The sequence below is a fragment of the Sorangium sp. So ce131 genome (assembly GCF_051519095.1).
Classification (GTDB): domain Bacteria; phylum Myxococcota_A; class Polyangia; order Polyangiales; family Polyangiaceae; genus Sorangium.
In genome coordinates, this window is record NZ_CP150455.1 from 1665544 (window position 1) to 1692268 (window position 26725).

Here is a 26725-nt window from a genome sequence, read left to right on the forward strand (position 1 = left end):
TTGCGCCTCGGCTCCGGATTCCCGGCCTTTCGCCGCGCCGGCTCACCCGTCGCGTAAGCCGAGGCCGAACCGAACGACGCGCCGCTTGATCATGACCCGTGTGATCCCGAGCCGCCGCGCCGCCTCGGACAGGTTGCCGCGCGCCGCCTCGAGCGCCTCCCCGATGAGCCGCCGCTCCGTCGCCTCGAGCGCGGCGAACCGCTCCGCGAGGGACAGGCCCTCGCGCGGTCCGGGCCGCTCCCTCGGGCCTTTGCGGATCCGCGAGCTCAGGTTGTCGAGGTCCACGATCGGGAGCTCGGCGTCGATGGCCGCGCTCTCCATCTCGTTGCGGAGCTCCCGGACGTTGCCGGGCCAGTCGTGGGCCTTCAGGGCGGCGAGGGCGCCCGGCGTGAACTCCATGTCTCGCTTGCCCATGCGCGACGCTGCGGCCCTGAGCAGCGCCCGCGCCAGGAGCTCGATGTCATCGCCGCGCTCCCGCAGCGGGGGCACCGAGAGCTCCACCACGCGGAGCCGGTAATACAGATCCTGGCGGAACCGCCTGTTCGCGATCTCCTCGGCGAGGTCCTTGTGGGTGGCCGACACGACCCGCACGCTGACGTGCGCCGCCTCCTCGCAGCCGAGGGGCTGGATCTCCCCCTCCTCGAGGGCGCGGAGGAGCTTGGCCTGCGCCGCGAGGCCGAGGTCGCCGATCTCGTCGAGGAACAAGGTCCCGCCGTGGGCCAGGGCGAACTTGCCGCGCTTCTTCGCGACGGCGCCCGTGAAGGCGCCCTTCTCGTGACCGAAGAGCTCGCTCTCGACCATCGTCTCCGGGATGGCGGCGCAGTTGAGCGTGACGAACGGGCCCGCCGCGCGCGGCGAGACGTTGTGGAGCGTGCGCGCGACGAGCTCCTTGCCGGTCCCGCTCTCGCCCTGGATGAGCACGTTGGCCGGCGAGGCGCCGTATTTCTGGATCTTCCTCTTGAGCCGGCGCATGGGCTCGCTCGCGCCGAGCAGCTCGCGGGCTGACCCCCCGGCCCCGAGCGTCTCGGTGAGGGCCAGGACCCGCCGGTGGCGCTGCGCGCTCTCCCGGATTGCCGAGCCAGCGCGGCGTGTGTTCCACCCGCATCGCCCATCGAGCGCGCTCATGTGCCGTAGAACTCCGAGAGGTGCGCCCGCAGGAGCGTCGCCGCCGACCTCGTGTTGCCGCGCTCGATCGCGCGCAGGAGCGCCCGGTGCTCCTCGACCACGCGCGGGCGGATCGCCGCGAACGAGCGCGCCCGCAGCGCCTCGTCGGGGTGGAGACGGATGCTGTCCTTGACCGCGAGCATCACGAGGGCGAGCGCCTGGTTGCCCGAGGCCGCGACCTGCGCGGCGTGGAACGCGATATCGACGTGGTGAAATTCGGTGGGTGAGATCTGCGGCCGCTCCATCTCCTCGAGCGCCGCGCGCGCCTCGTCGAGGTGAGCGGCGACCGGCGCGACCGCCGAGCGGGTCATCGCGGCGGTCTCGATCGCGACGCGTAGCTCGACGAGGTCCGGGAGCGACACATTCCGGAGCTGTACCAAGTGGGTGAGCGCCTCGCAGAAGCGGTCGACCGCCGCGTTCGGGCCCGCAGCCTGTATCGGCGAGGTCCGGCCGTTCGGGGCGAGCAGCCCTTGCGCCTGGAGGTGGCGAAGCGCCTCGCGGATCGTCGCGCGGCTGACCCCGAACTGCTGGGCCAGCGCGCGCGCCGGCGGCAGGCGCTCGCCCGACGAAAACGAGCGATTGAGGATCACGTCGCGGATCTGGCCCGCGACGTCCACGTAGATCGCCGACCGAGACACGGTCCGGAAGTGGTTCAATCTGGTCATGTTGTCCGTTGGTCAGACCAACGCTACGTCGGGCTGTGCTCGCTGTCAACAAGCGGCCGCGATCCGGGGCTCTCCTCGACGCTTAGGAGGCGTGGCGACGGATCGCAGCCGCTCGGGAGGCATGGGCCGAGCCGACGCCCCCCCGGGCCTAGGGAGCTCTCGCGCGAGGTCCCCGAGCTCCCACGCGCACTCGGGCGAGGCGCGCTGCTCGCGAGCGCGACCGCGATCGGCCCACCTCCGAACGCCTCTGCCGGCGCCTACGACGCCGCCAGCCCGCGCGGCGCGCTCGCGAACAGCGCGTGCGCCCACGTCTCGCCGATGGAGCGGCGCAGCGCTGGCGACAGGGTGTCGAGGGCGAAGCGCCGCTCGTCTCAGGTGACAACGAACCGCTTACGCGGTCCGTCCTCCTTCTGGAAAAGCTGCGCTAGATCAACAGTTTATCCATACATCGAAGAGGCCGCCTTCACTCCACAGCCAGCCCGCGGGCCCCCCCGCCCACGAGCCGTACCTGCCGCGCAGCGCGCTTCCCACCATCGAGGCGCGGCTCGCGTCGAAGAATGCTGAGCGGCGCGTTTCCCGCTACCGAGGCCGGGACCGCACGGACGGCCGTGGAGCGGCGCCGCAAGCTGGCTCCCGCCTTGGGGCGCTACGCGGCAGACATTCTGGTTCCTCGCCCACTGTTCATGTACCCTCGCCTACGTAGGGCTACCAGGAAGTAGGCGCGAAGCATGCACATCGCTCCAGGATCCATCGTCGGGGGAAAGTACTGCATCGAGCGCCCGCTCTCGCAGGGCGGTATGGGATCGGTCTGGGTGGCGCGCCACGTCACGCTTGGCTCTCCCGTCGCGGTGAAGTTCATGGCCCCAGCGTTGGCTGTGGTGCCTCAGTTCGTGGCTCGCTTCGAGCGCGAGGCTCGCATCGCGGCCAACCTCCATAGCCCGCACGTCGTCCACGTCCAGGACTATGGCACCGACGACGGCCATCCGTACCTCGTCATGGAGCTGCTTCGTGGCGAGGACCTGGACGACCGCCTCAAGCGCGTGCGCCGGCTGTCGCTACCCAACGCGACGCGCATCCTGATGCAGGCGGGCAGGGCCCTGGGCCGCGCGCATGACGCCAGCCTCGTCCACCGGGACCTGAAGCCCGGCAACATCTTTCTCGCCCGCGTCGAGGACGAGGAGGTCGTCAAGATCCTCGACTTCGGCATCGCCAAGTACGTCGGCGGGCGACCGATGATGGAGGTGACGCGCACGGGCGAGGTGCTCGGCTCGCCCTACTACATGAGCCCGGAGCAGGTGCAGGGCGAAGGAGACGTCGATCATCGAAGCGACCTGTGGTCGCTGGCGGTCATCCTGTTCCGCGCCATCACGGGCGAGCTCCCTTTCCCGGGCGACGAGCTCGGCTCCGTCCTCTTGAAGATCCTCATGGAGCCACCGCGACGCCCGACGCAGGTTGCGTCTGATCTGCCGCGCGCGATCGATTCCTTCTTCGTTCGCGCGCTCGAGCGTGATCGAACGCGGCGGTTCCAGTCCGTTCACGAGATGCTAGACGAACTCGCCCGGATCACGGGAGTACCGCGGCCGGCTGCGTCGATTCCGGAGATGGAGCAGCCGGCCGTCGGAGGGCGAGCGTCCGGGAGTGGTGTGCTTGGCCTAGATGCCACGGAGCCAGTGTCGCCGGAGGCCGCGCCCGCACTGAGCCAAGGTTGCCCGGAGGAGGCGACGTCACGCCTGGTGCACCCCTCAGACCACACGACGGTCCCCCTCCACCCTAAGGGGAGGGCCGAGCTGAACGACGCGCCCCTCCTGTCCAGCAATCGCGCCTCCGGCGTGCCCGCTTTGCAGGCCACGGACCCCTCCGCGGTGACCGACTCCAGGGCGAGGATCTCTCCCGAGGAGTCGAACCAACGCGCGGTGAGGTCCACGCGGGCCTGGTTCCTCGGCGTCGCGGCCGCTGCGGTGCTGGGAGGTAGCGGGCTCGTGTGGGTCGTGTCGAGGGGCGGCGTGCATGCGCCGGACCCGCGCATGTCGACGGAATCGCAGCCCGCACAGCAGCGTGAGACGAGCGAGACGCCGGCTCTGGAGACCAGCCTCCCGCTGTCAGCAGCGACGAACGCGCAGCCGAGCGCTCCCCCGGACAGGAACATCGGCGAAGAGCGCCAGCCGACGGTGCAGGCGCAGGATGGCCGGAGGGCACCGCAGTCCCGGTCCGTCGAGTCGGGCGTGGCCTCCGATGGGCACAAGGCGACCGCTCCCGAGCCTGCGTCCCGCGTGCCGAGCACACCGGAAGCAGCCTATGAACCTGTGCACCCAAACCCGGACGTACCCGTGTCTAAGGATGGGGCCGGAGCCGCGCCGGCGAGGCCCTTCCACGATCTGTTCGCGCGTCGGGTCCTGGTCGAGGCCGCGGCGAAGGCGAAGAGCTGCGCAGCTGCCACGGGCCCCGTTGGGAGCGGCGTTGTGCAGGTGACGTTCGCGCCGAATGGAAGGGTTGGCTACGCGATCGTCGTTGGTCAGCCGTTCGCAGCCACCGACGTCGCTTCCTGTGTCGCCTCGATCTTCCGAGGCTTGGAGATCCCGCCATTCTCCGGTGGCCCGGTCACCCGGTCACAGTCGTTCGCAATTCCGTAACTCACCGAGCGTCGCAGTACTTCGCGAGGTCGACGGCCGGGACCTCGAAGATCTCCAGCCCAGGATCGACCGCCGACTTCCCGGTGGTCTCATCGATCCGGTACACCCGCGCGCTCGGCCCCAGGCCCACCTGGACCTCCTGGATGGCGGTGAGCCCGACGTACCCCGTGTCGACCTTGCCGTCCGCCGACATGTACTGGAGGACGATCGTCTTCTGCCCTTCCGGCCCCACGCCGCAGGGCGAGCAGTAGTAAGCATAAGGATCCGCGGCCGTCGGCGCGTCTTCCTTGAACACGTCGTCCTCGCCGGGCACCACCTCCTTGAGGAGGAGCTTGCCTTTGCCCATCGACGACCGGGCCGTCACCACGGGCGTGTCCTCCGCGATCGCCAGCACGAGGCGGTTCGGGCCGTCGTCTCCCCAGAGGGCATCCCCCATCCCGCCGGCGCCGAAGAAGCTCGGGCCGAGCCATTGTGTGGTCTGGTGGACCTCGTCCACATACCAGACCATGGTGTCCTTCCCGTGACCACCATAGAAGCGGGAGTCGTGCATGTTGCCGTGGATCACGATGACGTCGTCGCCGTCCGACGGATCGATCGCGTCGGTCCTGCCGTCCTCGCCGTTGCCCGCGTCGATCGCCGCCCGGTCCAGATCGCGCACGAAGATGAGATCGCGCCCCGGCCCCGTATGGATGGTCGTCGTGGTGATGTCCCACGAGTCGTCCGTGTTGCCGTGGCATCCGGCGATGACGATGTCGTTGTCGCGCGACGCGCCCGTGAGCGAGGAGCCCGTGCGGAAGTCCAGCGTCCAGCTCCGGTCGAAGACCAGGACGTCGGGGCCGTCCCCCATGTTGCTGCCGAAGCTGTGGATGCTCCCTTCCGAGCCGAGGTTGAGGATGTCCGTCCCCGAGGACCCATGAAAATAAGCGGCCGGCCCGGCGTAGTCGAGCGAGCCGGGCTGGTTCCCGACGAGCGTCCAGCCGTATTGACGGCCGGCGTCGTCCTTCAGCGGCTCGAAGCGCCCGAGGTTCTTCTCGAAATTCCTCCAGTTGGAGAGGAGGCTGCCCTCCTTCCAGTCCCATTCGCCGGGAGGAAGAATGGGCGAGAGCTCCCCGCCGGGCAGGGCGTGGCCGTCCCAGTACAGATCGTCGAAGAGCCCCGAGAGAGGGAAGTCGCTCGACGCGGGAGACCAGCTTCCATCCCAGGAATAGGCGTTCCCCGAGTAGGTCTCGGGCCCGACGAAGGGGTCGGGGCCCTGACCCTCGTGGGGCTGGGCGTCCGAGCACGCGCCGAGCGCCAGCGCTGAACACGCCACGATGAAGATGCTTGCGAGATTCGACGTCGAGAATGGATTCCTCATGTCAACTTCCTGTGGGAACATCCATTGAATGGAGGCAGGTTGCCTTCCGCCGGCCGTCCAGTGGACCGCACTTCGCACACCCTGTCAACCGGGCTGGTCGCGCGAAAGGGACGGGACATTGCTGATTTTTTTGAGGGGCCGCGCGCGTGGAGGTCCCGGCCGCCGCAATGGTTATGCGCTGCTCCCGCCGGCCCCCCGCCGGCCCCCCGCGGGCGGCGCGCCGGCGCGGGTCAGCGCCGCGCGGCGGGCGCGCCCTGCGTCGACCGCGCGATGCAGTAGCGGAGCCCGGCGCGCAGGTTCCCGAGCGTCGTGATCGCCCCGAGATCCACGCCGAGGCCGACGAGCGTCTGCGCGACGTTCGACCGGATGCCGGTGACGATCCCCTCGGCGCCGAGCAGCCGTATCGCGCGGATCAGATTGATCAGGTAGCTCGCCGTCTGGGTGTCCACCGCCTCGACCCCGGTCAGGTCGAGCACCGCGAAGCGCGCCCCTTCGCGGACCATGGCCTCGAGCAGCGAGTCCATCACCTCCGCCGTCCTCGAGCTGTCGATCACGCCGATCATCGGCAGCGCCAGCACCCCCTCCCAGACCTCGATGATGGGCGTCGCCAGCTGGCGGATGACGCGCTGCTGCCGCTCGAGCTGCGTGACGCGAGCCTCGGCCTCCGCCTGCAGCCGCTGCTGCTCCGTGACGTCGAGCGTGACGCCGAGCACCTCGTCGACGCGTCCACGCTCGCCGTGGATCGGTATCGTCCACGTCCTCCAGGAGCGATCGTGCGCCTCCAGCGCGTACTCCATCGGCGCGCCGCGCGTGAACGTCTCGCCGATGTGCGGCACGGTCTCCTCCGGATAGAACTGATAGACGCTCCGCCCCAGCACCTCATCCCGGGGGAGCCCCACGGAGCGGACGGCCTTGCCCTCCAGGTAGGTGAAGTTGCGAGCGGAATCGACGACCCAGACGAGGATGTCGAGGTTGTCGAGGATGGCCCGGAGGACCACCGAGTCCCGCTCCAGCGCCCGGATCGCCTCGCCCTTCGCCGTGATCTCGCGCCCGAAGCACAGCAGCCCTGCCGCATGGCCGCGCTCGTCCGCGAGCCGCTCGAAGGACCAGATGCACGTGCGCGCCCCGCCATCCTTGCGGATCCCGGTCCAGGTGTGCACTGCGGCCGGCTCCGCCGCGCAGGCCCGCCGGAAGGCCTCCTCGCCGCCGGTGGCCAGGAGGGTGCCCGCGACGCTCCTCCCGATCACCTCGTCCTCCGTGTAGCCGAAGAGGCGTGTCGCGCCTTCATTCCACCTCAGGATGCGCCCCTCGGTCGTACACTCTACCACCGCGAACGACGCCCGGCGCAGCGCGCGCTCGTATTTCCCCTCGGCGTGCGCCGTGTCCTCGGCATCGCCCGCTGCGCGCTCACTGCTCTCCATCATTCCCCCTCTCCGCGGGCAGTCACCGCCCGAAATTCGGCAGGACCTTACCGACGGCTCCAGAGGCGCGCAAGCCTCCTGGAGAGTCCCTTAACGCGAGCGGAGGCCGGCGCTCCTCGCCAGCAACGCGAGGCCGCGAGGCCCACGGGCACAGGGTCGACAGCGGCTCATCCAGGCTGATCCATGGCCGGCGGCGGCGCGTTCGCGACGGGCTCGTCCGCTTGGCCATGGCGCTCGGCCTTCACCACCTCACGGCGCAGCGAGCGGGCTCCCGTGGAGAACCTCATGGCGGCGTCGTCCACCGGGCCGAGCTTCATGGCGAGCAGATCGACCACGTAGTTCTGGGGGACGAGCCACGGCAGCTTCGAGCCCTGCTTCGGCAGGTCACCCGCGGAGCGCTGCACATAACCCGACGTCAGGCCGAGCAGCGGCCTGGGATCGAGCGCGGACGCGTCGGGGTGCGCCAGGCACTGACGGTAGCCGCGGCGATCCATGTAATTGAGCAGCCGGCAGACGTACGTCGAGGAGAGCTCGGCGCGGAGCGTCCATGATGCGTTGGTGTAACCGATGCAGAGCGCGAGGTTCGGGACGTCGCTCAGCATCAACCCCTTGTAAAGGAACGTCCGGCCGAGATCGACGACGTCGCCGTCGACGGTGATCTGGACGCCGCCGCAGACCTGGAGCGTCAGGCCCGTCGCGGTCACGATGATGTCCGCCGGGAGCTCCTTGCCCGACTCGAGCAGGATGCCGCCCTTCGTGAAGGTCCGGATCCGGTCGGTGACCACCGAGGCGCGCCCCGCCTTCATCGCGCGGAAGAGGTCGGCGTCGGGCACGAGGCAGAGGCGCTGATCCCACGGCTCGTAGCGCGGCGTGAAATGGGTGTCGATATCGAACTCCGGCGGCAGCTCCCGCTCGATTCCGCTGCGGAGCAGCCGCTTCGCCAGCCCCGGCGCGCGCCGGCAGAGCTGGAACATGAAGGTGGCGATCGCCACGTTCTTCCAGCGGGCGACCTGGTGGGCGATCCGCTCCGGCAGGAGCTCGCGGATCCGGTTCGCGATGGGGTCCTCCGCCGGGAGCGAGGCGATGTACGTCGGCGAGCGCTGGAGCATCGTCACGTGCGCGGCCTCGGCGGCCATCGCGGGCACGAGCGTCACGGCCGTGGCGCCGCTGCCGATGACCACGACGCGCTTGCCGCGGTAGTCGAGATCCTGCGGCCACAGCTGGGGGTGCACCAGCCGTCCCTGGAAGTCCTCGCGGCCCGGGAAGATGGGTGTATGGCCGCTCTCGTAGCGGTAGTAGCCGCTGCAAACGTAGAGAAAGCTGCAGGTGTAACGGGCGCGCTCCCCGCGCTCGCCGGCGTCCACCTCGAGCGTCCAGCGCGCGTCCTCGGAGGACCACGACGCGGAGCGGACCCGCTGGTGGAACCGGATCTGCCGGTCGATCCCGTGCTCCCGGGCCGTGTCGCGCACGTACTCGCGGATCGACGGCCCGTCCGCGATCGCCTTGGCCTCCTTCCAGGGCCGGAAGGAATAGCCGAGCGTGAACATGTCGGAGTCCGAGCGGATGCCCGGATAACGGAACAGGTCCCAGGTGCCGCCGACGTCGCCGCGCGCCTCGAGGATCACGGTCCGCTTGCCGGGGCAGCGCGTCTTCAGGTGGTAGGCGGCGCCGATGCCGGAGATGCCGGCCCCCACGATCACCACATCGAAGTGCTCGACGGACATGCTTGGCTCCTCGGGTCCCAGCGGACGTCGGTGGGACAGCGCGAAGGATAATCCGCCCCGGCGCTCGCGGCGACGCGCGGCGACGCGCGGAGCACGCCTTCTCACTTCCGCCAGCCCGGTGTAGACGGGCGCATGCGACATCTTCTTCCTGTTCTGCTTCCTCTCACCTTCGTGGCCGCGGTCGGCTGCTCCTCCGGCGAGGATCCGGGCGGCGGCTCCGGTCCGACGGGCGTGGGGACCGGCGGCGCCGGCGGGGGCACCGGCACCGGCGGCGACCTCGGCACCGGCGGCGGCGATGGCGGCGGCGGTGACGGCGGCGGCGGCGGCGGCGGCGGCGGCACCTCGGCGCCGATCGGCGGCGATCGACCGGTCGACCTCTTCGTGCCGTCCAGCTACGAGGAGGGCACGCCGACGCCGCTCGTGATCCTCCTGCACGGCTACACCGCCAGCGGGAGCGTCCAGGAGGCGTACTTCATGCTCCAGCCGCTCGCGGAGGAGCGCGGCTTCCTCTACGCCCACCCGGACGGCACGACCGACACCGACGGCAACACCTTCTGGAACGCGACCGACGCGTGCTGCAATTTCCTCGGCAGCGAGGTCGACGACTCCGCCTACCTCCGGAGCGTCGTCGAGGACATCCAGGCCCGTTACACCGTGGATCCCAAGCGGATCTTCTTCGTGGGCCACTCCAACGGCGGCTTCATGTCCTACCGCATGGCCTGCGATCACGCGGACCTCATCGCCGCCGTCGCCAGCCTCGCCGGCGCGACGTTCGCCGATCCGGCCGACTGCACCCCCTCCGAGCCGGTCGCGGCGCTGCAGATCCACGGCACGGCCGACGAGACGGTCAACTACCTCGGCGCCACCATCGTCGACGCCGCCTACCCGGGCGCGCTCGAGACCGCGCAGCAATGGGCGGAGTTCGGCGGCTGCGACGCGGACCCGACGGAGGGCCCCACGCTGGACCTCGAGAGCGAGCTCGCCGGGGCCGAGACGACCACGCAGGCCTTCACCGGCTGCGATCCGGGCGGGCACGCCGAGCTCTGGACCATCGAGGGCGGGAGCCACATCCCGACGCTCAGCCCGGACTTCGCGCCGGCGGTGATCGACTTCCTGCTCGCCCACCCCAAGCCCTGAGCGCGCGCCGGCGCCGGCGCGCGGCGACGCTCAGTCCACGCGGACGACGGCGACCTGCGCCACCGTGCCGGGGGGCTCGACGTCGACGGTGACGAAGTGGCGCCCGATGCCGTCGAGCCGCTCGGGGATCGCGCCGCCGCCGCCGGAGATGTACGCGGGGATCCCCGCGTTCTCGAACGCATAGAACGAGTGGATGTGGCCGTAGAACGTGAGGTCCACGCGCCCGCCCGCGAGCAGCGTGAGCAGCTTGTTCGCCTCGGCCCGGCTCGCGAAGGCGCCGTTGCGGGTGCCCACCGGATCGAGCGGCGCGAGGTGCATCGTGACCACGTGCAAGAGGTCCTGCCCCTCGGCGAGCCAGCCGGGGAGCCACTCGTAGACGAGCGGATCGAGCGTCGCGCTCGCCGAGTCGAGCATCGTGAACTGCACGCCCCGGAACACGAAGCGGAAGTTCCCGCGGCCGAACCACTCGTGGTAGAGGTCGTCGCGCGTGCCGAGCTCGTGGTTGCCGAGCGTCGCGTAGCAGGGGAACGCGAGCGTCTTCATCTCGCGCTGGAACCGCTCGAGCTGCTCGGGCGAGCCGCGCGAGGTGAGATCGCCGCTGATGAGCGCGAAGCGGATGCCCTCGGTCTCGTTCATCTTCGCGTAGATGTCCTGCACGCGGTCGATGTCCTCCTGGACGTCGGCGTAGACCGCGAACCGCCAGGGCTCGATCCGCGCCGCGTCCGGCGGGCGCACCGAGAGGACGACCTCGGCGCCGGGCGGCGCGGAGAGGCGGAAGGTGCGCTGGGTGGGGAAGGGCGCCTCGACGAGCTCCACGGGCACGCGCTCGTCCCCGGCGCGGGCCGAGAGCTCGGCGTCGGCGAGCAGGTTCTCGATCGTGACCGTCCACGGCCCGCCCGCGGCGTCGGTGAGGCGGATCGAGAGCGCGGGCGCGCTCGCCCAGATCGAGAGCTCGCCCGGCGCGAGGCGGCGGATCGCCGCGAGCCCCTCGTCCACGACGACGCGCGCTTGCCCGGCGGAGCCCTGCCCCACCTCGAGGTCGCGGCGCGCGCGGCCCTCGGCCACGTCGAGGCAGGAGAGGGCGAGCGGGGCGGCGAGGGCGAGCAGCAGCTGGAGAGGGCGCTTCGTGATCATGATCCTCCTCCGGGGCGAACGAGCAGCGAGAGGCGCCCGACGTACGCGGAGCCCGCCTGCACGTCGGCGAGCAGGCCCCAGCGGGGCGCGGCGTAGAGCCGCGTTTGCAGGCCGAGGTGGCCGGGGACGCCGCTGCCGAGGCCGGGCATCTTCGCGCCGGCGGCGTACCCGTCGTGCCGGTGCTCGTAATAGAACTTGGCCTCGCCGCGCGGATACCCCTCGTGGCCGAGGTACATGCCGAAGGCGAAATGGGGGATCAAGAGCTCGTTCCCCTCGAACGGGCGGCGGCCGTAGCGATAGGCCTCGACGCCGATCCCCCAGCCCATCTCCGCGAACGAGCCCCGCAGCGTCGGCCCGATGTGCACGAGATCCAGCCGGCCGTTGAGCGAGACCTCGCCGGTCGTGATCGAGAACTCGTCGGAGGTGTAGCGGTGATGGGTGAACGCGGCCTCGAGCTCGAGGAACGAGCCGTCCGCCGCGTGCGGGCTGTTCGCTGAGCGCGGGCTGTTCGCTGAGCGCGGGCTGTTCGCTGAGCGCGGGCTGTCCGGCGCGCCGGGGCCCAGGAAGCGATAGGCGGCCTCGGCGCGCAGGCGTGTATTGACGTCGTTCAGGGCAAACCAGCCTGAGCCCGATAGCCGGACCGAGCGCAGCCGCAGATCCATGCCTGGCACGAGGAAGGTGCGGTAGGCGAACGTGGGGTCGTAGACGTAGGCCATGCCGAGCTGCGTCTCGACCGAGGGTAACGTGGTGAGCGGGCTTCCGGTGCCGCCCTCGGGGGCGAGCACGCCATAGGCGTCCGCGAGCAGGGAGATGCCGAAGAGGCCGGCGCCCGTCACGGTGGTGAGCACGATCGGGGCGATGACGCGCCGCGAGGCCCCGAAGGCCGCCGCGCTGCCGAGCCCGCCTATCGTGAGGGCCGCCCCCGCGCCCTCGAGCGCCAGGAGGCGCAGGGCCGTGCGCTTCTGGCCAAGGATGAAGTGCCCGGTGCCGTGCACGAGCAGCCCGGGGACCACCACGCCGGTGGCGGCGAGGGCGCGGCGTCCGGGGGAGACCTGAGCCGTCGCAGGCGCCGCGCCCGGTGCGCCTGCCGCGTTCGATGAGGCCGCGATTGCCGCGCCCGGCGCCGCAGCGCTCGGTGGCGCAGCGCTCGGCGCGCCCGGCGCCGCAGCGCTGGCCGGGGAAGCGGGGCTGTCCTTGCCCTCATCGGCCTGGGCCGGCGCGACCACCGCGAGGAGGGCGAGTAGGGCAAAGAGAGGGCCTGTCGTACGCGGGGGCCTCGGCATCGGGATGTTCGCGGCGGACGCGTACCGTGGCACGGCCGCGCGGACTTTGCCATCACGCGCGCGCCCTCACGAACTCGATCAGATCGGACAGGCCCTCGCCGGCGCCGTCAGCGCTCACGCCCAGCGCCTCGGCGGGCAGATTCAAGCGATTGACCCAGAACGTCGGGTAACCAAACCACCTGGCCCCGGCGGCGTCCCAGCCGGCGAACGCGGCGAACAGGATCTCCTCCCGCCCGAGCCGGAGCGCGTCGACCCCGAGCTGGTACGCGCGGGGATCGGGCTTGTAAGTCCTCGCCTCGTCGGTGCTGAGCGCGCGCTCGAGCAGGCCCGCGAGGCCCGCGCTCGCGATGCAGGCCTCGAGCATCCGCGGCGTGAAGTTCGAGAGGAACACGAGCCGGATGCCCGCGTCCCGCAGCGACCTGAGCGCAGGCAGCACGTCCGGCCACGCCTTGAGCTCGAGGTAGGCGCCGAGCAGCCGCTCCCGCTCGCGCTCGCCGAGGTCGAGCTTCAGCATCGCTCCGGCGAACGACAGCGCATCTCCCGTGACCTGCCAGAAATCCACGTACCGCTGCGACGCGGTCCGGAGCCACGTGTACTCGAACTGCCGGGCGCGCCAGGCGTCCATCAGGAGAGCGCCCTTGCCCGGAAACAGCTCCTCCGCGAGCGCGGCGATCGGCCGCGGGTCGAGGATCGGGAACGCATCGAAGGCGATCGCCTTGATCTTCGCCCGCGTGTCCGGCCGGGGCCGCGCCGGCCGGCGCTCCGCGGCGCACGAGGCGGACATTCCCAGCGGGGCCGACGCGAGGAGCCCTGCTCCGGCGGCCCCGGCGACAAGATCGAGAAATCCCCGGCGGCTCGAGAGGACAGGTGGCATGAGGCCTCGCAAGGTCATCAGATCATTGGACGTGCAACGTGACCGAACGCGCAGATGCTCGATCACGCGCGTGTGAGCAAGCGCGTGTGCCCGAATGCGTGTACCCGAGCGCGTGTACCCGAGCGCGTGTGATCCAACGCGTCTAACCGAGCGTGTGTGACTGCGCGTGGGTAACCGCACGCGTGGACCCAACCGCGCAGCCCAGCGCGCCAGCACGACGAGCATGCACGCTTCCCCGTTGCCCGGGCACCCTCCATCTCCGTATACTCCCCATGCGTTTTCGCATGGCGCTCCCCGCGCCGCGACCGCAGCGCCTCGCGCGCCGGAGCCATGCTCGCGGCACGGCAGCCTCAGCTCGCGCCGCCCTCGCCGCCGCCCGAGCGCGCGTTGTGGCTCGGCGTCCACCGGGACACGCGCGCCGTGCCGCGCGTGAAGGCGCTCGTCGCGCACCTCGCCGGCGCCCTCCGGCCGCTCGCGAAGGCCCTGCGCCCCGGCGCGCGGCCGCGGGCGATCAGGTGACGCGCGCGCCTACGGCGGGTCGCTCTCGATCTGGCACCGCCGGTACGCCTCGAAGGACGACGTGCACTGGAACCTGAACGGGGTGTCGCACGCCGACGCGCTGGAGCTCAGGCAGTCGAAGAGCGGCCCGATCCACCGCGCCGCCTGCTCGCAGGTCGTGTTCGGCCCGATGAAGATGTCCGTGGCCAGGCACTCGAAATACGGCCGGGCCAGGGCGTTGCACGGGCGCGGCACGGCGAGCAGGTTGGCGCAGCGCTGGCGGCAGTCGTGCTCGGGGCACCCGGGATCGAAGTGCTCGCAGAAGTCGTGGCACGCCGCGAGCTGCGCCGCGGGGTCCGCGCCCGAGCCCCCGGTCGAGCCGTCGCCGGTCGACCCGTCGCCGGTCGAGCCATCGCCGGTCGAGGTGCTCCCCCGCGAGCCCGTGCTCGACGCCGTGCTCGCGCCGGCGCCGCCGGGGTCCTCGGAGGCGCCGTCGACGACGACGCTCCCGCCGCAGGCGCCCGCGGCGGCGAGCGCGAGGCCCGCCCCCGCGAGCGCGGCGGCCTTTGTCAGGGCTGTCCAACGCAGCGCTGCTCTCATCCCGGGAACCTCCGCGGGCGCGGCGCGTCGCCTGCGAGGCGCGCGCCCCGCCGATCACTCCACCGACTGCGACTGCTCGATCGCGTCCTCGCGGCGCTCCCGCCGGTTGCACGCGAGCACCTTCTTGCGGACGCGCACCGCGTCGGGCGTCACCTCGACGAGCTCGTCGCCGTCGATCCACTCCATCGCCGTCTCGATCGTGAGCAGCCGCGGGCTCGCGAGCAGGACGTTCTCGTCCTTGCCGTGGTTGCGCACGTTCGACAGCTTCTTCTCCTTGATCACGTTGACGTCGGTGTCGTTCGGGCGGTTGTGCTCGCCGATGATCATCCCCTCGTAGACCTCGACCCCGGGGACGATGAAGAACGTCCCGCGCGGCTGCAGGTGGTGCAGCGCGTACGGGGTCGCCACGCCGACGCGGTCCGCGACGATCGCGCCCGTCGGGCGGCGCATCATCGGGCCGCCCCACGGGGCCCAGCCGTCGAACATCGTGTTGAGCAGGCCCGTCCCGCGCGTCGCGGTCAGGAACTCGCCGCGGAAGCCGATGAGCCCGCGCGACGGCACCCGGAACTCGAGGCGCGCGCGCCCGAAGCCGGGGTTCGTCATCTTCACCATCCGGCCGCGCCGGGAGCTCAGGCGCTCGGTCACGATGCCGACGTAGGTGTCGGGCACGTCCACCACCACGAGCTCGATCGGCTCCATCACCTCGCCGTCGATCTCGCGCGTGACCACCTCGGGGTTCGAGAGCTGCATCTCGTAGCCCTCGCGCCGCATCGTCTCGACCAGGATGGCGAGCTGGAGCTCGCCGCGGCCGAGCACCACGAACGTGTCGGGCACCTCGGTCGGCTCCACCCGGATCGCGAGGTTCTTCATCGCCTCGCGCTCGAGCCGCTCCTTCAGGTGGCGGCTCGTCAGGAACTTCGAGCTCTTGCTCTTGCCGGCGAACGTCGACGTGTTCACGCCGATCTTCATCTTGATCGTCGGCTCCTCGACGACGATGCGGGGCAGCGCCTCGGGCTGCGCCGGATCCGCGATGGTGTCGCCGATCGTCACCGAGTCGAGCCCCGCGATCGCGACCACCTCGCCCGCGCCGGCGCTCTCGACGGCGACGCGCTTCAGCCCCTCGTAGGCGTAGAGCATCTTCACGTAGCCGCGCGACTGGCCGCCCTCGCCGAGCAGGGCGACGTCGGCGCCGGAGCGGGCCGTGCCGCGGACCACGCGGCCGACCGCGAGCCGGCCCACGTACTCGTCGTGCGTCGTGTTGCAGACGATGACCTGGAGCGGCCCCTCGGGGTCGCCGGACGGGCCGGGGACGCGCTCCAAGATCGTCTCGAAGAGCGGCTCCAGGTTCGTCGCCTCGTGCTCGAGCTCGCGCTTCGCCTGGCCGAACTTCGCGATCGCGTAGAGCGTCGCGAAGTCCATCTGCGGGTCGCTCGCCTCGAGGTCGCAGAAGAGGTCGAACACCTCGGAGAGCACCTCGTGGGCGCGCGCGTCGCTCCGGTCGATCTTGTTGATGACGACGATGACGGGGAAGCCGCGCTGGAGGCACTTCGAGAGCACGAACCGCGTCTGCGGCAGCGGGCCCTCGGCGGCGTCGACGAGGAGCAGCGCCCCGTCGGCCATCATCAGCGTGCGCTCGACCTCGCCGCCGAAGTCGGAGTGGCCGGGCGTGTCCACGATGTTGATCTTGACACCGCGGTACCGGATGCTCGTGTTCTTCGCGAGGATCGTGATGCCGCGCTCCCGCTCGAGATCGTTCGAGTCCATGACGCGCTCGGCCACCACCTCGTTCTCTCGGAACGCGCCCGACTGGCGGAGCATGTGATCGACGAGCGTCGTCTTCCCGTGGTCGACGTGGGCGACGATGGCGATATTGCGAAGGTCATTGCGGGGCATATACGGCGGCGGCCGTGTAGCACGCGCCCCACAAAGGAGCGAGCCCCACGTTCTCGAGCTCGAGCGCCTGCAGCGGACGCGGCGGCGCGCGGGCAGCGCGCGGCGGCGCCGCGGGGGCTGGCCGCCCGGCCCGAGGCCGCTCGCGCGGCCCGGAGGGTTCCCTTATCCTACGCGGGCCCCGCGCGGCGTGAGGTCCCGCCCGGGCGCCGCAGCTCGCCATGTCGTATCCCGGTCTCCACGTCACCCCGCACATCCGGCTGGTCCGGCCGCTCGGCCGCGGCGGGATGAGCAGCGTCTGGGTCGCGGAGCACCTCGGGCTGAGGACGCAGGTCGTCGTCAAGTTCCTGAGCGACGCGCTCGCGCAGAGCCCGGAGATGGTCGCGCGCTTCCAGCGCGAGGCGGCGCTCGCGTCGCAGGTGAAGAGCCCGCACGTCGTGCAGATGATCGACCACGGGCTCGCGCCGAACGGCGTCCCCTACATCGCCATGGAGCTGCTCGAGGGCCGCGACCTGCGGCAGCTGCTCGCCGCGCGCGGCCCGCTCGCGCCGCACGAGGTCGTGGCGATCCTGTGGCAGGTCGCGAAGGCGCTCGGCCGCGCCCACGAGCGCGGGGTCGTCCACCGGGACATCAAGCCGGACAACATCTTCCTCTGCGACGTCGGGCACGGCGAGCTCTTCGTGAAGGTGCTCGACTTCGGGATCGCGAAGGTCGGCGCGGCGTCCGATCTCGGGGCGACGAAGACCGGGGTCACGCTCGGGACGCCGTACTACATGAGCCCGGAGCAGGTGATGGGCGCGAAGGTCGACGCGCGCGCCGACGTCTGGTCGCTCGGCGTCGTGGCGTACGAGTGCCTGACCGGGCGGCGGCCGTTCGACGAGCCGACGATCGGCGCGCTGTCGATCGCGATCTGCCAGGGCGAGATCGCGCCGCCAACGCGCGCGAACCGCGCGCTGCCGCCGGGGGTGGACGCGTGGTTCCAGCGCGCCTGCGCGCGCGCCCCCGCCGCGCGGTTCGGCACCGCGCGTGAGCTGGTCGACGAGCTCGCGCGCGCGCTGCACGGCGCCTCGTCGGCGACGGGCGTCGGCGCCGCCGCGCCGGCGCAGCCGCCGGTGGACACGTGGCCGCGCGGCGCGCCGGCGGGCGGGTCGGCGCCTCACCTCGCGGCCGCGCGCCCGGCGTCCCAGCCGGCCGCCTCGGCGCCGGCGCTCACGACGCTCGGCGCCAGCGCGACGATGCACCGCGCCTCGGGCGCGGGTCGTGGGTCCGGGCGCGCGCTGCTGGTGCTCCTTCTGGCGGGCGCGCTCGCGGCGCTGGGCTCCGTCGCCTTCGTGCTGGTCGCCCGGAGCGGCGGCGCGGGGGCGGCGAGCTCCGCCTCGGCTGACCCTCCGTCGGGCGCCGCGGCCGCGGCCATGGCGCCGCCGGTGCCCGCGGGCCCGCCGGCCGAGGTGCAGCCCGCGGCGCCGAGCGCGCCGGCCGAGGCGTCGCCGCCGGTGCCCTCGGGCCCTGCGTCCGCGCCGGGCGACACGGGCGCGGCGGCTGCCCCTCCGCCGAGCGCGAGCGTCGCCCCGGGCGCGGCGTCCACCGCGGCGCCGCGGCCGCGCGCGCCCGCAGCCGCGCCGGGCTCGACCTCCAGGCCACCCCAGAAGAAGAAGCGTGACATCGACATCCGCTAGCCGCGCGCGCCGCGCGCGCGGCGTCCTGTTCGCGGGCGCCCTCGCCGCGCTCCCCGCCCGCGCCGGCGCCCAGTCGGCGTCGGACAACGAGACCGCGCGGCAGCTGCTCATCGACGGGCTCGACCTCCGCGACGCCCAGCAGCTCGACGCCGCGCTCGAGCGGCTGAACGCCGCGCACGCGCTCGTGCACACGCCGGTCACGGGGCTGGAGCTCGGTCGCACCTACCTCCTGATGGGCCGCCTCGTCGAGGCGTGCGACACGTTCCGCGAGGTCGTGCGCCTCCCCGAGGACCGCGAGACGCCGCGCACGCGCGCCGCGCGGGCCGAGGCCGCGAAGCTGGTGGAGGAGGTCGCCCCCGAGATCCCGTCGCTGCGCCTCAGGATCAGCGCGCCCCCCGGGAGCGCCCCGCAGGTCGCGGTCGACGGCGAGTCGGTCCCGGCCGCCGCGCTCTCGGTGCCGCGCAAGGTCAACCCCGGCCGCCACGTCGTGATCGGCAAGGCGCCCGGCCACCCGGCGCGGCGGGTCGAGGTGACCGTCGGGCGGCGCGAGGAGGTCGAGGTGGCGCTCGCCCTGGGCGCCCCGCCGCCGGGTCCCGCGGCGCCGGGGGCCACGGCGCCGGGGGCCGCGGCGCCGGGGGCCGCGGCGCCGCCCGCCGCGCCGGGCCCCGGGCCGGGGCCGCGCTCGAGCGTCGGCCCGCTGGTGCTCGTCGGGTTCGGCGTCGCCGGGGCGGGCCTCGCGGTCGGCGGCGTGACGGGCGTGATCACGCTGTCGCGGGCGTCCTCGCTGAAGGAGGACTGCGTGAACAACCACTGTCCGCCGGAGCGGTTCGACGATCTCGACGGCGCGCGCCTGCTTGGTACCGTGTCCACGGTCTCGTTCCTCGTCGCCGGGGTCGGCGCCGCGGCGGGGGTCGCCGGTCTCTTTCTGAGCAGGCCTGAGCCCAGGGCGACCGGCTTTATCGTCTCACCCTTCCTCGCGCCCGGGAGCCTCGGTGTCCGGGGGACCTTCTGAAAGCAGGCACATCATGACACGACGATTGCTCTTGCTCGGCCTTGTCGCCGCATCCCTCGCGCTCGGCTGCAACCTGATCGCCGGGCTGGATGAGCTCGACAAGCAGGGCGCCTCGCCGCCCGCGGCCCCCCGCTTCCAGGGCGGCTTCGTCGCCGGCGCGGCCGAGGGCAGCGCCGGCGACGTCCACCTCCGCGGCGTCCTCTCCTGGCAGGGCGCCGCCCGGGGCCGGAGCGCGGACGGCGCGGTCGCGCTGACCGGGGTGCTCCGATGAGCCGCGGCGCGCCCTCGCCGCCCGCCGCGCCCGCCATGATCCCGCTCCGCCGCGCCGCCTGGATGGCGCTCGCCGCCGGCGGCCTCGTGCTCGCGAGCGTGTGCAGCACGCTCTACGTCGCGCGGGCGACGCCGGGCGGCGCGTCGAGGGACGCGCTCACGTTCGCCGGCGTGCTCACCGGCACGACCGGACCGCAGGGGATCGGCTTCGTCTTCAGGAAGGACGGGGACGAGGCGTGCGCGCCCGAGCCGATCCCCGCGACCCCTGACGCCGAGGGCGCCTTCAGCGTCGAGATCCCCCTCGGCGCGTGCCCGAAATCTCTCTTCGACGGCGGCGACGTGACCTACGACGTGCTCGTGGGCGGCCAGCGCGTGGTCAAGGACGCCGCGGTGAGCCCGGTGCCCTACGCGAAGTACGCCGATCGTGTGGCGCCGGCGCAGCTCGACGCGCTCGGCGCCTCGCTCGCGAAGGCGCGGGTGATGACGCCCTGGAACCGGGCGGACGTGAAGAACGAGGTGACGCTGAGCGACACGGAGACGGACCTCGGCGCTCAGCTGAACGCGCTCCTCGAGACCAGCCGCGACGTCGCGGTCGTCCTGCCGAAAGGCGGCACGTACACCTGGAATACCGCGGTCGAGCTGACCGAGTTCCAGCGCCTCACCGTCACCGGAGAGGGCTACTCGAACGGCGCGGGAGATCTCACGGTCGCCATCCACATGACGCAGAACCGGGTCGACGACTCCTCCGGAACGGCGAGCAAGGCGGTCCAGCGCGTGCAGGCCGCTGCGTTCTCCTACTTCGGCCTGTACGGGGTGAGCCTGAGCGCGGTGACGAACGATCCGCTGCCTTATCCGCCGGACCCGGTGGAGAGCGCCCTGTTCATCCTCGGGGGCGATTACGCCACGATCGAGCTCTCGCAGATCAGGATCCTGACGACCGAGGACGTGGTGAACGCGAGCAGCTACGCCTATGGCCGCGTGAAGCTCGGGTGGACCTTCATCGACAAGGACCCGAGCTTCGTGCCCGACGTGTACGCGATCAAGGCGAATAGCGGCTGGGGCTTCGGGGGCCACGGCGCGGTCGTCGCCCGGTCGCACTCCACGATGGGCCCGGGCGTCCTCTACGAGGCGACGCCGCGCCTCCAGTACCTCGACTGAGCGCGGGCGCGCCGGCCAGCGCCCGTGTCCAGGGAGCGAGGGAGCGGCGTGATCCAGGCAGCGCCGGGCGGGCTTCTGAGCCGCCGGATCCGGCCCCGAGGCCTCCGGGGCGGAGATCAAGGCGCGACGCGGCGCGCTTCGTAGATGTCGGAGCCGCCGCTGCGCTCCGAGGAGAAGAACACGACGGACCCGTCTGGAGACAGATAGGGATCGTTCTCGCGCGCATCCGGCGCGTTCAGCTCCTCGAGCGGCTCCGGCGCCTCGAAGGGCTCGTTGGTCGCCAGCCGTCGAGCCCAGAACAGGTCGTCCCCCGATCGAAACAGGAGCTGCCGCCCGTCGTCGAACAGGAAGGGAGCCAGCTGATCGCCCTCGTCGTTCAGCTCGGCGATCGGGACGAACTCGCCCCATTCGTCCTCGGTGCTGTCGCGGGACGCGATCGCGAGATCCCAGCCCTTGGTCTCGGGCCCGTTCAGGCCGACCACGGCGCGGAGCTCGGGCAGATCGACGTGCGCGTTCATCGCCTGCGTGCCGCCGTCGTGGCCGGGGTTGAGGGCGTCGACGTAGACGGGGGCGCCCCACGGGTCGCCCCGGCTCGCGCGCTCGGACATCCAGATCCCTGTCTGTGGCTCGCTGTTGCGGAAGAACCACAGCCTGAGCCCGTCGTTGGAGATGGCGGGCGTGTCCTCGTTGATGTCGGTGTTGAGCTTCTCCGCGAGCTCGACTGTCGGCGTCTCCCAGGGCGCGTCGAGGTCCGCCCGGCGCGAGATCCAGATATCCTGGCTCGCGCCGCGCTCGGACATGAAGTGGATCTCGAGCAGATCGCCCGTGAGCGTCGGGTCCTCGTCCCTGGCGACGTCATCGCTCAGCGCGGCGATCTTCTCCGGCGCCGAGAACCGCGGCCGCTCCGGCGCGTACACCGGCGGCTCCGGCGGCAGTGTGCCGATCACCACCCGCACGTCCTCACACGCCGCCCCGCCGAGCGCGAGCGCCAGGCCCCAGGACACGCCGAGCCGGCGGGATCGCCTCGCCGGAGAGGTCTCTCCGATCGGAGCGGCGGAGGGGACAGGCAAAGCATAATTTTCTTGAAACATGGAAAGTTCGGAGCCTTCGGCTGAAGCGATTGGGCGCTCCTGAGGAGCCGAGTCGGCCCGTCGCCCGTCATTCTACCCGCCCGGCCGATGGCCACGGGACCGACCGCGCGGCGTCCAGGAGATCTCGGTGGCGGGCACCGGGCTGCTTCCGTGGGGGCGCGTCGACAGGGTGCCTGTCACTTCCAGTACAACGTCGCCCGCGCGATCGCCGTGAACGGCCACCCCGGCGAGTAGTGGATCCCCGTGACCGCGGCCGGCTCGTAGGCCAGCTGCGATTCGCTCGCGAACTGGACCTCGCGCCACCTCGCATTGAAGAGGTTCTGCACGTCCACGGCCACCTCGACGTCGTGAAAGCGCAGCCCGGCGTTGGCGTCGACGACCGTGAACCCCTCGGCGGTCAGCGTCTCGTCCTCGGTCGCGGGCCGCGCGCCGATCGCCTTCACCCGCACCGCCGCGAACGGGGTGAACGCGCCGAACGTCGGGCGGGCGCTGACGCCGGCGGTGAGCGTCCGGGTCGGCGCGAGGGCCACCGCGCTGCCGTTGCCGGCGTTCGCGCGGAAGCGCGCGCGCGTGAAGGTCGCGTCGACGTCGGCGAAGAGCCAGCTCCCGAGCCGGTAGCGCCCACCGATCTCGATCCCGTAGCGCCGCGTCGGGCCCGACGCCTCGGTCTCCCCGGCGTCGCCGCTCCAGACCAGCTCGGAGTCGAGATCGAGGAGGAACCCCGCGGCGCTCAGCGTCAGGCCGCGCAACGGCGCGACCCTGGCGCCGACCTCGTAGCCCGTGGAGGGCGTCATCAACGTCGCCGCCCCGTCGCCCAGCACCACGCCCTGCGCGTCGTTCGAGTGGAAGCCTCGCCCGAGGTGGCCGAAGAGATCGAGCCCGTCCGTGGGCGAGACGATCGCCGTGAACTTCGGGAAGATCTGCATCTCCCCCCGGGCGCCGCTCGACGTGTTCCCCGTCGCGCTCAGGTCCTCGCGCAGGTCGTCCACGTTCACGTCGATCCACTGCCCGCGCGCGCCGACCACGAAGCGGAGCCACCGCAGCAGCCGCGCGTCTTGCTCGACATAGACGCCCATCTGGCCCTCGCTGACGCGCGCCCGGCTCCGCTCCTCGAGCCGCTCGCGCGCCTCGTCGTGATGGAGCGACTTCTCGATGGCGTCGGCGCGGACCTGCGCGCCGAGCGTGGTGGTGAACCTCGCCCCGCGATAAGCGTAACGCTTGCGGAAACGGAGATCGGCGCCCCCGACGACGCGGTCGTCGTTCTGCTCGATCTGGTCGCCGTGGACGGGGTCCTCGCTGAAGAACGTGAAGTTCGAGTACAGCGTGAACCGGTACCGGACGAGGTAGGCCAGCGCGTTGAGCTCGGCGTCGCCCCACGCCGCCGTGTAGGCGAGCGAGGCCGCGTGCCGCTCGGTCGCGCCTCCCTCGGTCGGGTCGATCGATCCGAAACGATCGAGGCACGGCTGCCCGAACGCGGACGGCGGCGGGTTCACGGCGCCTTGCTCGCCCTCGCCGCACACGGCGCGCGCGGGGATCTGGCCGGATCCGTTCCACGTCGACGCGTAGGACATCCAGGTCGCCTGGAGCTTGCCGGCGCGGCCGACGTCGTGGGTCGCCTTCACGTACACGTTGAGCCGCTTGAGCCGCTCCGGGCTGACGAAAGGCCCGTCGTTGCCGTAGAGCTCCGCCGCGATCACCGCGCGGAGGTCGTCGCCGAGCTCCGGCGACGCGATCGCGAGCCCGCGCAGGATCCCGTAGTGTCCCACGCTGAGCTGCGCGTGGCTCTCGTCGAGCTTCTCGGCGAAGCGGAGGTTGACGGCGCCGGCGGTGCCGAAGTCGCCGATGTTCGCGTAATAGGGCCCTTTGTACCCGTCGAGGCCGGTGACGAGCTCCGGGATCAGGAAATAGAGATCCGTGAAGCCGTGGCCGTGGCCGTGGCTGACCATGTTGACGGGCACGCCGTCGGCGAAGAAAGCGACGTCGGTCCCGTGATCCGCGTCGAACCCGCGGAGAAAGTACTGGTTCGCCTTGCCGCCGCCGGCGTGCTGCACGGCGAAGAGCCCGGGGACGGCCTCGATGATGTCGCCCGGCCGCAGCCTCGGCCGCAGCTCGAGCTCCCGGTGCCCGACGGAGACGCGCGACGCGGCCTCGCTGCCGGGCTTCTCCGCCTCCACGGTGACCTCGATCGCGCCGCCGCGATGGTCCTCGCCCTCGCCGCCGGCGGCCGGCGTGCCCGAGGCGAGCTCCGGGGGGGCCTCGCCGCCGGCGGCGCGGGCCGCCTCCGCGGGCGCCGGGGCCGCCTCCGCGGGCGCCGAGGCCGCCTCCGCGGGCGCCGAGGCCGCCGCCGAAGGCACGGGAGCCGCCGCCGGGAGCGCGGGAGCCGCCGCCGGGAGCGCGCCCTCGGCGCTCGCGTGCCGCGCGGCGACGGCGGTGGATAAGGCGGCAAGCAGAGCAAATGGCAGTTGGTGCCCGTGACCCTTCGCGATCGTCCCGCGCGGCATACGCGCCTCCTTCGCTGCAATGGTTCCGAGCGGCCCTTGGCCGCTCGCGCCGGATCCGCGAAGGAGAAAGCCAGTCCATGCGCGACGCGCCGGACCGACCTCTCGCCCCCGCGGGCGACCGAAAGGCCACGCGGGGGGCGGGTCGGAATCCGGGACGTGCGCAGTCGCTGCGGCGGCTCGGACCTAACCGCCTCCCGCGAGGCTCCCAGGTCGAACCGGCGATGGATGTCTCCCCGTCGCCGGGCGCTGGCAGGTCTTCGGGCTTCGCGAGCGCTCCGGCGTGGCCGGCTCCCTACTGTCCACCGCTTCCCAGCCCTCGAGGGGCCAGTGCTCGTCGTGGAGGTCGTTCTCGCTTACCGCTGCGGGGCAGCCCCGGATTCTCACCGGGTTCCCTATTCAGCCTGGGCGAGGGCCCAGGCACCAGCACGGCGCGCACCCTATTGCAGGGCCCGCTCGCATGTCAACCGATCGCTGGACTGGAATGGAGGCCCGCCGGCGCCCGGGGCCGGGCGCGCGGCGGGTGAGGAGGCGAGGAGGCGAGGAGGCGAGACGCGCGCGTCGCCGCGGCGAGGTCGCCGCGGCGCCCGCGGTCAGTTCGTGAACCGGACGTTGTCCACGTAGTACGGCCCCGAGCCGACGTTCACGTTCAGCTCGATCGTCACCGAGACGTCGCTCGGCTTCGGCGTCGAGTTCAGCGCGGTCACGGTGGGCGCGGCGAGCGTGTACGTGACCGTCGAGAAGTCGTTCTGGGTGAGGGAGTTCAGGTTGGTGGTCCCGACGAACTGGTTGTGGATGCCGCGGGACGGGATCGAGATCAGCACCACCACGGTGCCGAGCCAGGAGGGGTTCGGCTGCACGGGCGAGGTGAACAAGTCGACATTGAGCTTGTTGCCCACCGGCGCGAGGCTCGCGGTGCTGAACGCCGCGCTCTTCACCTGGTTCCACGAGTTCGTCGTGGCGATCCGGAGCGACCGGCGGCCCTCGGTCACCCAGCCCGTGGCGAGCGAGAGCGAGGCCTGGGTCGAGGTCCACGCGCCCGTCTTCTCGAAGCCGAGGACCGGATTGCCGTTGAGGAAGTCGGTCATCACCTTCTCGCGGAACGGGAGGAACTTCTCGGTGACGAGGTTCGACAGCCGGAATCGCGTCCTGCTCGGGTCGTCGGGGATCTGCTCCGTCTCCTCGGAGGTGTGGGTGAAGACGAGGTTGTTGAAGGGAATCGGCGAGGAGAGGCCCACCTCGACGTTCCCGTCGTCGGTGCCGGTCTTCGTCAGATGGCACCCCGAGCAGGAGACGGTCTGAGCGCGGGCCAGGAGCTGATCCGGCGTGAGCGGGCTGCCGATGGCGGTCAGCTTCTGCTGGATGTTCGTCCTGAAGGTCGACGCGCCGCTGCCGAGCGCGAGCCGGTAGTTGTTCTGGTCGGTGATCAGCAGGGCCTCGCCGGCGCCGTACGCGGCCGGCACGAGCGACGGATAGTCGAACCGGTTGATGTCCCCCGAGGAGGCGAGCGACTCGACCGCGTTGTTCACGAACCAGGTCCGGAAGCTGGCCGCTCGAGGATCGGTCGACGTGGGGTCGAAGAGCGGCGCGGCCGGGTTGTCGTCGACGTGGTTCGGGATCGCGAGCAGCTGGCACGCTCCGCCGGAGCAGGGGCGCGCGAGCTTGAACTCCCGGAGCGCCCAGTCGTCCTGGATGGCGGGGGGGAACCGGAGGAAGTCGTTGACGCGGATCTGCCCGCTGTTCGCGGCGAAGTGGTTGATGTGGAGGACGGGCGCGAACCCGGGCAGCCCGTCGAAATAGAAGCTCTTCAGCGCGGTCGCCCGATCCTGGACGCTCAGCGCAGGATCCGACAGGTCGCGCCAGAACTCGACGACGGGGCGGCACCCCTCGAGGCCCAGGCTCGGGCTCGGGTTGGGCAGCCGGGACTCGAAGATGATGAAGTTGCGCATGCCCCCGTTGAAGAGCTGGTGGCCCGACGCCCGCGCGAACACGACGCGGTACTCGCCGCAATCGGCGCCTCCCGGGTCCGCGAGGTCGAAGCGGTTCACGAGCGTCGTGGCCATGTACGCCGCGTCGTTCGGCGGCGCCGCGAACGGGTCGTTGTCGGCCTCGTCGCCGACGACCCGGCTGCACAGGACCGGCCAGCCGTTGATGGACCCGTCGCGGGGCTCCTGGACCCCGGGCGTCGACGGAGGAGGGTTGGTGAGCACGACGTCGTCGCAATGCGGGCCGAGGCTGGGGCTCAGCCCTTCGCTCGACTTCCGGTAGGTGTCGAACATCTGCTTGAACAGCTTCGTCGGCGTCAGGCCCGGGACGTTCGCCTGATCCACGAGCTGCTGCAGCACGTCCTCCAGCGCGAACTCGGCGACGATGTCGGTGTCCGTGACGCTGAGCGACTTGCGGGGATCGATGGTGAAGGTGAGCGCCTGGGCGCCCTCGACGACGGCGGACTCCGCGAGGGTGTCCGGCTCGCCGTCCATCGGATCAGCCGACGCGCAGGAGACCGTGGGGAGCGCAAGCGCGACGAGCGCGGCCGCCCGCGTCCACCGCCACGCCCTGGCGGAGCGCGCCCCGCTGCGAGAAAGCGAAGTCAAACTTGGGCAGGACAAGTCAGAGACCATGAAACCTCCTGGAAGCACACGG

20 protein-coding genes and 1 riboswitch are annotated in these 26725 nt (G+C 71.8%); of the genes, 7 read left to right on the forward strand and 13 right to left on the reverse strand.

Annotation, left to right across the window (positions count from 1 at the left end; translation table 11 throughout):
- Positions 1 to 42: 42 nt before the first annotated feature.
- Together WMF43_RS06050 and WMF43_RS06055 are read right to left on the reverse strand one after the other, a co-directional pair.
- Positions 43 to 1125: a sigma-54 interaction domain-containing protein gene (locus WMF43_RS06050; protein WP_437678140.1), complete on the reverse strand. Its 1083-nt coding sequence runs from the start codon at positions 1123 to 1125 to the stop codon at positions 43 to 45.
- Positions 1122 to 1829, reverse strand: a complete 708-nt coding sequence (locus WMF43_RS06055; protein ID WP_437678142.1) for a FadR/GntR family transcriptional regulator — start codon at positions 1827 to 1829, stop codon at positions 1122 to 1124. Before WMF43_RS06055 ends, WMF43_RS06050 begins: the two co-directional genes overlap by 4 nt.
- A 728-nt stretch (positions 1830 to 2557) precedes the next feature.
- On the opposite strand from WMF43_RS06055, the gene WMF43_RS06060 reads away from it, so the two are divergent.
- Entirely contained in the window at positions 2558 to 4459 is a 1902-nt protein-coding gene (locus tag WMF43_RS06060; RefSeq protein ID WP_437678144.1) for a protein kinase domain-containing protein, read from the forward strand.
- A 1-nt stretch (position 4460) separates the two neighbouring features.
- Here the strand turns inward: WMF43_RS06060 and WMF43_RS06065 are convergent, their stop codons facing one another.
- The 3 genes from WMF43_RS06065 to WMF43_RS06075 all read right to left on the reverse strand — a co-directional run bounded on the left by WMF43_RS06065 (position 4461) and on the right by WMF43_RS06075 (position 8961).
- Complete coding sequence (locus WMF43_RS06065; protein ID WP_437678146.1) at positions 4461 to 5816, reverse strand: hypothetical protein; 1356 nt, start codon at positions 5814 to 5816, stop codon at positions 4461 to 4463.
- 230 nt (positions 5817 to 6046) lie between these two features.
- Positions 6047 to 7240, reverse strand: coding sequence for a PAS domain S-box protein (locus WMF43_RS06070; RefSeq protein WP_437678148.1), 1194 nt, complete (start codon positions 7238 to 7240; stop codon positions 6047 to 6049).
- A 164-nt stretch (positions 7241 to 7404) separates the two neighbouring features.
- Positions 7405 to 8961, reverse strand: a complete 1557-nt coding sequence (locus WMF43_RS06075) for a flavin-containing monooxygenase (RefSeq protein ID WP_437678150.1) — start codon at positions 8959 to 8961, stop codon at positions 7405 to 7407.
- Positions 8962 to 9093: 132 nt separating this feature from the next.
- Here WMF43_RS06075 and WMF43_RS06080 point away from each other — a divergent pair, with 132 nt between their 5' ends.
- Positions 9094 to 10098: an alpha/beta hydrolase family esterase gene (locus WMF43_RS06080; protein ID WP_437678151.1), complete on the forward strand. Its 1005-nt coding sequence runs from the start codon at positions 9094 to 9096 to the stop codon at positions 10096 to 10098.
- A 30-nt stretch (positions 10099 to 10128) separates the two neighbouring features.
- On the opposite strand, the gene WMF43_RS06085 is transcribed toward WMF43_RS06080, so the two are convergent.
- The 3 genes from WMF43_RS06085 to WMF43_RS06095 form a co-directional block, all read right to left on the reverse strand.
- On the reverse strand, positions 10129 to 11232 hold the full coding sequence (locus WMF43_RS06085; protein ID WP_437678153.1) for a metallophosphoesterase family protein: 1104 nt from the start codon (positions 11230 to 11232) through the stop codon (positions 10129 to 10131).
- Entirely contained in the window at positions 11229 to 12248 is a 1020-nt protein-coding gene (locus WMF43_RS06090) for a hypothetical protein (protein ID WP_437678155.1), read from the reverse strand. Before WMF43_RS06090 ends, WMF43_RS06085 begins: the two co-directional genes overlap by 4 nt.
- A 319-nt stretch (positions 12249 to 12567) precedes the next feature.
- Complete coding sequence (locus tag WMF43_RS06095; RefSeq protein ID WP_437678157.1) at positions 12568 to 13407, reverse strand: haloacid dehalogenase type II; 840 nt, start codon at positions 13405 to 13407, stop codon at positions 12568 to 12570.
- Between the two features lie 312 nt (positions 13408 to 13719).
- On the opposite strand from WMF43_RS06095, the gene WMF43_RS06100 reads away from it, so the two are divergent.
- A complete protein-coding gene (locus tag WMF43_RS06100; RefSeq protein WP_437678159.1) occupies positions 13720 to 13908 on the forward strand; it encodes a hypothetical protein in 189 nt (62 codons plus the stop codon).
- A 9-nt stretch (positions 13909 to 13917) separates the two neighbouring features.
- On the opposite strand, the gene WMF43_RS06105 is transcribed toward WMF43_RS06100, so the two are convergent.
- Together WMF43_RS06105 and typA are read right to left on the reverse strand one after the other, a co-directional pair.
- Positions 13918 to 14487, reverse strand: coding sequence for a hypothetical protein (locus tag WMF43_RS06105; protein WP_437678161.1), 570 nt, complete (start codon positions 14485 to 14487; stop codon positions 13918 to 13920).
- Between the two features lie 54 nt (positions 14488 to 14541).
- Positions 14542 to 16380, reverse strand: a complete 1839-nt coding sequence (gene typA, locus WMF43_RS06110) for a translational GTPase TypA (RefSeq protein WP_437678163.1) — start codon at positions 16378 to 16380, stop codon at positions 14542 to 14544.
- 218 nt (positions 16381 to 16598) lie between these two features.
- Here typA and WMF43_RS06115 point away from each other — a divergent pair, with 218 nt between their 5' ends.
- The 4 genes from WMF43_RS06115 to WMF43_RS06130 are packed head-to-tail and all read left to right on the forward strand — an operon-like array spanning position 16599 to position 20493.
- Positions 16599 to 18053: a serine/threonine-protein kinase gene (locus WMF43_RS06115; protein ID WP_437678164.1), complete on the forward strand. Its 1455-nt coding sequence runs from the start codon at positions 16599 to 16601 to the stop codon at positions 18051 to 18053.
- Positions 18034 to 19065 (forward strand): hypothetical protein, encoded by a 1032-nt coding sequence (locus tag WMF43_RS06120; protein ID WP_437678166.1) that lies wholly within the window; start codon positions 18034 to 18036, stop codon positions 19063 to 19065. The genes WMF43_RS06115 and WMF43_RS06120 overlap by 20 nt, the downstream gene beginning before the upstream one ends.
- A gap of 13 nt (positions 19066 to 19078) precedes the next feature.
- A complete protein-coding gene (locus tag WMF43_RS06125; protein ID WP_437678168.1) occupies positions 19079 to 19336 on the forward strand; it encodes a hypothetical protein in 258 nt (85 codons plus the stop codon).
- A complete protein-coding gene (locus tag WMF43_RS06130; RefSeq protein ID WP_437678170.1) occupies positions 19333 to 20493 on the forward strand; it encodes a hypothetical protein in 1161 nt (386 codons plus the stop codon). The genes WMF43_RS06125 and WMF43_RS06130 overlap by 4 nt, the downstream gene beginning before the upstream one ends.
- A gap of 116 nt (positions 20494 to 20609) precedes the next feature.
- Here the strand turns inward: WMF43_RS06130 and WMF43_RS06135 are convergent, their stop codons facing one another.
- The 3 genes from WMF43_RS06135 to WMF43_RS06145 form a co-directional block, all read right to left on the reverse strand.
- The gene (locus WMF43_RS06135) at positions 20610 to 21497 is read right to left on the reverse strand and encodes a TolB family protein (protein ID WP_437678171.1); all 888 of its coding nucleotides are present in this window, start codon (positions 21495 to 21497) and stop codon (positions 20610 to 20612) included.
- Positions 21498 to 21760: 263 nt separating this feature from the next.
- Positions 21761 to 23938 carry a TonB-dependent receptor gene (locus WMF43_RS06140; protein ID WP_437678173.1) on the reverse strand — a complete coding sequence of 726 codons (2178 nt, stop codon included), beginning with the start codon at positions 23936 to 23938 and terminating at the stop codon, positions 21761 to 21763.
- A 378-nt stretch (positions 23939 to 24316) separates the two neighbouring features.
- A riboswitch (cobalamin riboswitch) is annotated at positions 24317 to 24525 on the reverse strand.
- Positions 24526 to 24675: 150 nt separating this feature from the next.
- Positions 24676 to 26562 carry a hypothetical protein gene (locus WMF43_RS06145; protein ID WP_437678175.1) on the reverse strand — a complete coding sequence of 629 codons (1887 nt, stop codon included), beginning with the start codon at positions 26560 to 26562 and terminating at the stop codon, positions 24676 to 24678.
- Between the last annotated feature and the right edge of the window lie 163 nt (positions 26563 to 26725).

Coding starts and splice junctions, on each gene's coding strand:
- WMF43_RS06050 (WP_437678140.1), bottom strand. CDS start 1,125: ATGAGCGCGCTCGATGGGCGATGCGGGTGGAACACACGCCGCGCTGGC.
- WMF43_RS06055 (WP_437678142.1), bottom strand. CDS start 1,829: ATGACCAGATTGAACCACTTCCGGACCGTGTCTCGGTCGGCGATCTAC.
- WMF43_RS06060 (WP_437678144.1), top strand. CDS start 2,558: ATGCACATCGCTCCAGGATCCATCGTCGGGGGAAAGTACTGCATCGAG.
- WMF43_RS06065 (WP_437678146.1), bottom strand. CDS start 5,816: ATGAGGAATCCATTCTCGACGTCGAATCTCGCAAGCATCTTCATCGTG.
- WMF43_RS06070 (WP_437678148.1), bottom strand. CDS start 7,240: ATGATGGAGAGCAGTGAGCGCGCAGCGGGCGATGCCGAGGACACGGCG.
- WMF43_RS06075 (WP_437678150.1), bottom strand. CDS start 8,961: ATGTCCGTCGAGCACTTCGATGTGGTGATCGTGGGGGCCGGCATCTCC.
- WMF43_RS06080 (WP_437678151.1), top strand. CDS start 9,094: ATGCGACATCTTCTTCCTGTTCTGCTTCCTCTCACCTTCGTGGCCGCG.
- WMF43_RS06085 (WP_437678153.1), bottom strand. CDS start 11,232: ATGATCACGAAGCGCCCTCTCCAGCTGCTGCTCGCCCTCGCCGCCCCG.
- WMF43_RS06095 (WP_437678157.1), bottom strand. CDS start 13,407: ATGACCTTGCGAGGCCTCATGCCACCTGTCCTCTCGAGCCGCCGGGGA.
- WMF43_RS06100 (WP_437678159.1), top strand. CDS start 13,720: ATGCTCGCGGCACGGCAGCCTCAGCTCGCGCCGCCCTCGCCGCCGCCC.
- WMF43_RS06105 (WP_437678161.1), bottom strand. CDS start 14,487: ATGAGAGCAGCGCTGCGTTGGACAGCCCTGACAAAGGCCGCCGCGCTC.
- typA (WP_437678163.1), bottom strand. CDS start 16,380: ATGCCCCGCAATGACCTTCGCAATATCGCCATCGTCGCCCACGTCGAC.
- WMF43_RS06115 (WP_437678164.1), top strand. CDS start 16,599: ATGTCGTATCCCGGTCTCCACGTCACCCCGCACATCCGGCTGGTCCGG.
- WMF43_RS06125 (WP_437678168.1), top strand. CDS start 19,079: ATGACACGACGATTGCTCTTGCTCGGCCTTGTCGCCGCATCCCTCGCG.
- WMF43_RS06130 (WP_437678170.1), top strand. CDS start 19,333: ATGAGCCGCGGCGCGCCCTCGCCGCCCGCCGCGCCCGCCATGATCCCG.
- WMF43_RS06145 (WP_437678175.1), bottom strand. CDS start 26,562: ATGGACGGCGAGCCGGACACCCTCGCGGAGTCCGCCGTCGTCGAGGGC.